Below are 6,567 nucleotides of genomic sequence, written 5' to 3'. Positions count from 1 at the left end.
CTCCGCACTGAACGCCGAGCCGATGTCCACCAGGCCATCCTCAGCGTGGCCTGCTCAATCATCTGCCTACGCAAGCTCATTCTGAACTGATCTCTAAGGCAGCTGGGGATCGAGGCGGGGGAGGAGCGGGGCGTGGGGCCGCTTCCGTTTCGTTGCTGGGTGCGGTGTGTGGGCGGTGTGGGCGTCAGAGTGCTTGGATTCTGGTTAGGCGGGCTTGCCAGTGTTTCCGGGTTTCTTCTGGGGCGGCGAATTCGTCGAAGCGGTCTGGGGTCGGTGCGGTTCGCAGCACCGGCAAGTAACCGTCCACAGGGGACAGTTCCTCGCTGGTCACGTCGCCTGTGAGTAGGGATCTTGTGCCCAGGCCGCAGGCGAAGTCCAGTGCGGGCAGGGCGCCTGCCAGTGCCAGGCCTGCCGCGAGGCCGACGCTCGTCTCCACCGCCGACGAAACCACGCACGGCAGGCCGCACGCTTCCGCGACCTCCAGTGCTCGCCGCACACCGCCGAGTGGGGCTACCTTGATCACGGCCACGTCTGCCGCGTCGGCGACCGCTACCTTCAGTGGGTCCTCTGCGCGGCGGATCGACTCGTCGGCGGCGATTCGGACATCTACGCGGCGGCGGACCGCCGCTAAGTCCTCAATGGACGGACAGGGCTGCTCGGCGTACTCCAGGCGGTCCGCAGCCCTGTCAAGCTCCCTGATCGACTTTACCGCTGTGTCCACATCCCACGCCGTGTTCGCATCGATGCGGATCGCGCCGGACGGGCCCAGTGCGTCACGCACCGCGGCGACCCGATCACAGTCGTCCGCCAGTGACGAGCGGGGATCGGCGACCTTCACCTTCGCCGTGCGGCAGCCCGACGCCGCGACCAGCTCGTACGCCCGCTCCGGCGACACGACCGGCACCGTCGTGTTCACTTCTACGCGGTCCCGCACCGGCTCCGGCCAGCCCACCTCACTGGCCTCCACCGCCGCCGCGAGCCACGGGGCGCTTTCCGCGTCCGAGTAGTCGGCGAACGGGCAGAACTCGCCCCAGCCCGCCGGGCCGTGCAACAGTACGCCCTCCCGGACGGTGATGCCGCGGAACCGGTTGTGCAGGGGGATGGCGTAGACGGACTCCATCCCCCCATTGTCCCAGCCGGACCGCCGCCTAGCCCGCCAGTGCGGTGAGCGTCGCCGCCGCGAGGGCCGTGCGTTCGAGCATGCCCTGGACACTGATGTGCTCGTGCCGGGCGTGCGCACCGTCACCGACCGCGCCGAACCCGTCGAGCACCGGGACGCCCAGCGCGGACACGAAGTTCCCGTCGCTGGCACCGCCCACCGTGACCTCCTCCAGCTGGATCCCGAGCTCCCGCGCGATGTCCCGCGCCCGCTCGTACAGCGCGACCGTGCTCGGCGTGCGCTCCATCACCGGCCGGTTCCACTCGCCCGACACCTCCAGCGTCGCGCGCGGGTCGTGCGGGCGCAGGTCGGCCAGCGCCCGGTCGATCCGCTCCGCCTCGTCCTGGCTCGCGACCCGCACGTCCAGCCGCGCGCTCGCCCGGCCCGCCGCCACGTTCGTGCCGGTCCCGCCCTCGATGATCCCGACGTTGACGCTCGTCCCGCGCGACAGGTCCGTCAGCCCGTGCAGGTACAGCACGACACGCGCGATCTCGTCGATCGCGCTGCAGCCCTTCTCCGGGTCCAGGCCCGCGTGCGCCTCGACGCCCGTCGCCTCGACACGGAAGATGCCCACGCCTTTGCGGCCGGTCTTGATCGCGCCCGCGGCACTCGCCTCGAACACCAGCGCGGCAGCGACCCCCCGCGCCTCCGCCTCGATGACGGGACGTGACGCGAGGCTGCCGATCTCCTCGTCACCGTTGAGCAGCAACCGGATCGGCGGTCGCGGCAGGCCGAACGCGTCCAGCGCCCGCAGCGCCCACACGGCGTGGACGAGACCCGACTTCATGTCGAAGATGCCCGGACCGGTGCCGCGATCGCCGTCGATCCGGAACGGGATCTCGGCGAGCGTGCCCAGTGGCCACACCGTGTCGTAGTGGCACAGCAACAGGATCGGCTTGTCACCCGTGCCGGGGTAGTCACGCACCTCGATGTCGCCGTACGCACCGCCGTCGACCCGGTGGAGCCGCTCCGGCTCGCCGAGGCGCTCGCCGAGCCAGGAACCCAGCCACGCCAGTGTGGTGTTCAGGGACTCCTTGTCGCCACTGGGGGATTCCAGTTCCACGTACGTCCGCAGGTCGGCCAGCAGGTCGTCGCGGTGTCCGGAAACCCAGTCCAGCAACGCTTTCGGGTCGGTCACTTCAGTTCTCTCCCTTTCGTTTCCGGCATCGTGGCGTACACGAGCACGCCGATCAGCGCGGCGACCACGACGTAGACCCAGACCAGGTCCCGGTGGCCGGAGGTACTCATCCAGGTGGTGATGTAGGGCGCGGTGCCGCCGAAGATCGCGACGGCGAGCGCGTACGGCAGGGCGATACCGGTGGTGCGGACCTCCGGCGGGAACTGCTCGGCCATCACCACCGCGCAGTTCGCTGAGTAGCCGACGATGAGCACCAGCCCGACCAGCTCGACGACGAAAACGTTCCAGAAACTGTTGTCCAGCAAGGACAACAGCGGCCACGCGAGCACGGCGAACCCGGCGGCGAACAGCAGCAGCGTCGGTTTGCGGCCCCACCGGTCCGACAGGAGCCCGCCGAACGGCAGCAGGACGAGGAAGAGGGCGAGCCCGATCGTGTTCGCCAGCAAGGCGGTCTTGAGCGGGATGCCGGTCGTCACGTGGGCGTAGGAGGGCAGGTAGCTCACCCACAGGTAGTAGGTGAGGGTGCCGGCGATGGTGATTCCGGCGACCCGCAGCGCGGCACCCGGGTGCTCCAGCAGCATCGTCTTGAGCGGGTTGCGCCTGCGTTCCGGCGCGACCTGCTTGAACGACTCCGTCTCGGGCACCGAGACCCGCAACCACAACCCTACTAGACCCAGCAGACCACCGACGGCGAAAGCCAAGCGCCAGCCCCAGCTCTGCAGCGCGGCACTGTCCAGTGTGGACGTCAAAACGGTGCCGAGCAACGACGCGATCAGCGTGCCCGCCCCGACCGAAACCTGCTGCCACGAACCGGCGAACGCCCGGCGTCCCGGCGCGGCCGACTCGACCAGGAACGCCGAGGACGTGCCGAATTCACCACCGGCCGAGAAACCCTGCACGAGCCGGGCGAGCAACAGCACGACCGGCGCGGCGAGGCCGATCTTCGAGTACCCGGGGCACACGGCGATGACCAGCGCGGCGCCCGCCATCAGCCCGATGGTGAGCGTCATCGCCTTCTTCCGGCCGTGGCGGTCGCCGTAACTGCCCAGCACGGCGGCACCGATCGGGCGCATGAAGAAGCCGACGGCGAACACCACCAGCGTCGACAACAGGGCGGCGGTTTCGTTGCCAGCGGGGAAGAACTGGCCGCTGAACACCGAGGCGAACGTCGAGTAGACGGCCCAGTCGACCCACTCCACGGCGTTGCCGATCGCCCCGGCGAACACCGCGCGCCGCTGTGCCGGGGTCATGCGGCGCGTGCTCGCGGGCGCCGCCTGGATCTCGGTCATGGTTCCCTTTCAGTCTTCGAAGGCGTGCAGCTCGCGGCTGAGCTGTTCACCGGCTTCGAGGCGGTCGCCGCCGCAGTAGCCGAGGACGCCGAGCGTGAGCGCGAGGGACAGGCTGGTCGCGGCCGTCATCGAGGGCAGGGCGCCGGGCGCCTTGCTCGACACGCGCAGCACGAGCTTCGCGAGGCCGGCCAGTGAGGGGTTGCCGTCGTCGGTGATCAGCAGGATCGGGACGTCCCGCTCGGCGAACAGGCGGCCGATGCGGGCGGTGCTGGAGCTGTAGCGGCGGAACGACAGCGCGACGAGGAGGTCGCCTGGTCCCAGGTCGAGGAGGGCTTCCGCCTCGTGCAGCGCCGAGGCGTGCAGCGGGCGAACGCGGTCGCGCACGCGGCCGAGGGAGTAGGCGAGCATCTCGGCAGGCGCCTGCGAGGCGCGCCCGCCGATGACCCAGACGTTGGCGGCGTCGGCGATCATGCGCGCGGCGCCGTCGAGGAGGTCCTCGGGCAGGCGGCGCAGGGCTTCGAGGTTCTGCAGCTCGCGCTCCCACAGGTGGGCGAAGCGGCCTTCGCCCTGCGTCGGCGGTGTCGGCGGGGCGAGGGCGGCGCGTAGTTCCAGGCGCACTTCGTCCTGCAGGCGGGGGTAGCCGTCGAGGCCGAGGCGCTGCGCGAAGCGGGTGATGCTGGCGGCGCTGACCCCGAGCCGTTCGGCGATCTCGGCGGCGCGCAGGAAGGGCAGCTCCTCCCGGTGTTCGAGGAGGTGCTCGGCGATGAGCCGGTCGGTCTTCGACAGGCTTCCCGCGTGGTCGCGGATCCGCTCGGCCAGCATGCCAGCTCCGTAAGATCGGTTGCAGTCACCTCGATGCTTGCAATCTAGATTCCAGTTGGCAAGGGGTCGGCGCGTTTCGGACTGGTAAACGCCGCGATGTTTCGTGCTTCGCGGCGGCGGGGTATGCGGTGCGGGAACGGATTTTTCAGAGGTCTTCGAGGACGGAAGGAGTGCGACCGTGGCGAACGAACTCGCCGGCAAGCGCGTCGCGTTCGTGGTGGCGCCGGAGGGCACCGAGCAGGTCGAGCTGACCGAGCCGTGGAAGGCGGTGCAGCAGGCAGGCGGGCAGCCGGAGCTGGTGTCCACCAAGAGCGGCGAGATCCAGGCCTTCAACCACCTCGACAAGGCGGACACCTTCCCGGTGGACAAGGTCGTGACCGACGTTTCGCCGGACGACTACGACGGGCTGGTGCTGCCCGGTGGGGTGGCGAACCCCGATTTCCTGCGCACGGACAAGAACGTGGTGCAGTTCGTGCACGGGTTCTTCGACCAGCAGAAGCCGGTGGCCGCGATCTGTCACGCGCCGTGGACGCTCATCGAGGCGGATGTGGTGCGCGGGCGGCGGATGACGTCGTGGCCGAGCCTGCAGACGGACCTGCGCAACGCCGGTGCTGAGTGGGTCGACGAGGAGGTCGTGGTCGACGGCGGTTTCGTGACCAGCCGGAAGCCCGACGACCTGCCGGCCTTCTGCGCGAAGATGGTCGAGGAGATCGCCGAGGGCAAGCACCGCGCCCAGGCGAAGAGCGCGTGATCGCTGTGCGGTCCGCGGTGAACGTTGTGCGGTGATGGTTCCGCGGTGACCGGTTGCGCGGGTGATCGGTTGCGCGGTGATGGTTCCGCGATGACCAGTTGTGCGGTGATCGGTTGCGCGGTGACCGTTGTGCGGTCCGCCGGTTGACAGGGCGCCTCGGCGCAGTTTCGTTCGGGGTCTGTTCTCGGGTGCCCTGCCCCGGTGGTGGAGTGGCTGTCTCGCAGCCCGGCCCGCCTTGCGACTCCGGGAGGTCGCGGGTGAGCCGGGCTGTCGGCTGTTCGGGGTTGGTTGCGCCGGGCGGCGCGGCGGTGGGTGGCGCGGCGCGGCATGACGCCGGGGGCGGGCGGCGGCGCGGGCTGCGCGGTGGGTGAGCCGGGAGTGGCGGAGCGGGCCGTGCGGTGCGGGATGCCGCGGGTGGCGGGCGGGCTGTGCGGTGCGCGAGCGTGCGGCGGCGTGGCTCGTGCGGTGCGTGAGCCTGGGGTGGCGGCGCGGCTGGTGCGGGATGCCCGGGTGCGGCGAGATAAGGCCAGGCCCGGGCCCGGTGCGGATGCCGTACACACCCCCGGTGTTCGGCCGCCAGCTACCGGCGCCGCTTCCCCGCGTCGCCCGTCATGAGCTCCGCCAGGGCGATCGCGTCCGTGGGGGCCTTCACCTTGGTGTCGTTGTCGAAATAGACGTATGCGTCGCGGGTGTCGCCTTGCCAGCGCTGGATCTTCTCCGCCCAGCGCTTCAGCGCCGCCTCGCTGTAGCCGCTCGTGTACAGCTCCTCGTCACCGTGGAGGCGGACGTAGACGAAGTCCGCCGTGACCTCCTCCAGCGTGATCCACGTGCCCGCGGAATCCGCCACCACGGACGCGATTCCGTTGGCGCGCAACAACTCCGGGAACTCCGGCGTCTGGAAGCTCGGATGCCGCACCTCCAGCGCGTACCGCAACGGACGATCCTCGCCCGGATCCGTGTGCGCTTCCCCCTTCAGCTTGTCGTCGTGCTTCTTCGCCAGCTCCGCCGCCTCGTGCGTGGTACGGGGCAGGAGCGCGAAGAACGCCGACAGCCTTTCCGCGTCGAACGCCAGCTGCGGCGGCAGCTGCCACAGGATCGGCCCCAGCTTGTGCCCCAGCGCCAGCACACCCGACGCGTAGAAGTTCGCCAGCGGGACCTCGACGTCCAGCAGCCGCTTCATGTGCGTGAGGTACCGGCCGCCCTTCACGGCGAACACGAAGTCCTCCGGGGTCTGCTCGTACCACAGCCGGTACCGCTCCGGCCGCTGCAACGAGTAGAACGACCCGTTGATCTCGGCCGAGTTCATCCGCCGCGAGAGGTACTCCAGCTCGCGTCGCTGCACGAGGCCCTTCGGGTAGAAGGTGCCGCGCCAGGGCGGGTACCGCCAGCCCGACGTGCCGATCCTCAG

General features: G+C 70.1%; 6 protein-coding genes. 1 reads left to right on the top strand and 5 read right to left on the bottom strand.

Annotation, left to right across the window (positions count from 1 at the left end; translation table 11 throughout):
• Positions 1-184: 184 nt before the first annotated feature.
• Genes BMZ92_RS30760 through BMZ92_RS30745 form a run of 4 tightly spaced genes read right to left on the bottom strand, consistent with a single transcriptional unit; the run spans position 185 to position 4,408 of the window.
• A complete protein-coding gene (locus BMZ92_RS30760; protein WP_091514773.1) occupies positions 185-1,120 on the bottom strand; it encodes an o-succinylbenzoate synthase in 936 nt (311 codons plus the stop codon).
• A 28-nt stretch (positions 1,121-1,148) separates the two neighbouring features.
• Positions 1,149-2,297, bottom strand: coding sequence for a M20 family metallopeptidase (locus tag BMZ92_RS30755; RefSeq protein WP_245783351.1), 1,149 nt, complete (start codon positions 2,295-2,297; stop codon positions 1,149-1,151).
• Positions 2,294-3,586 (bottom strand): MFS transporter, encoded by a 1,293-nt coding sequence (locus tag BMZ92_RS30750; protein ID WP_091514771.1) that lies wholly within the window; start codon positions 3,584-3,586, stop codon positions 2,294-2,296. The genes BMZ92_RS30755 and BMZ92_RS30750 overlap by 4 nt, the downstream gene beginning before the upstream one ends.
• Before the next feature lie 9 nt (positions 3,587-3,595).
• On the bottom strand, positions 3,596-4,408 hold the full coding sequence (locus BMZ92_RS30745; RefSeq protein WP_091514768.1) for a MurR/RpiR family transcriptional regulator: 813 nt from the start codon (positions 4,406-4,408) through the stop codon (positions 3,596-3,598).
• Positions 4,409-4,586: 178 nt separating this feature from the next.
• On the opposite strand from BMZ92_RS30745, the gene BMZ92_RS30740 reads away from it, so the two are divergent.
• Positions 4,587-5,159 (top strand): type 1 glutamine amidotransferase domain-containing protein, encoded by a 573-nt coding sequence (locus BMZ92_RS30740; protein WP_091514767.1) that lies wholly within the window; start codon positions 4,587-4,589, stop codon positions 5,157-5,159.
• Between the two features lie 580 nt (positions 5,160-5,739).
• Here the strand turns inward: BMZ92_RS30740 and BMZ92_RS30735 are convergent.
• Positions 5,740-6,561: a DUF72 domain-containing protein gene (locus tag BMZ92_RS30735; protein WP_091514764.1), complete on the bottom strand. Its 822-nt coding sequence runs from the start codon at positions 6,559-6,561 to the stop codon at positions 5,740-5,742.
• Positions 6,562-6,567: the final 6 nt, after the last annotated feature.

It is taken from the genome of Amycolatopsis sacchari (assembly GCF_900114035.1).
In the GTDB taxonomy this organism is placed as follows: domain Bacteria; phylum Actinomycetota; class Actinomycetes; order Mycobacteriales; family Pseudonocardiaceae; genus Amycolatopsis_E; species Amycolatopsis_E sacchari.
This window is presented reverse-complemented; position numbering and strand designations above follow the sequence as displayed.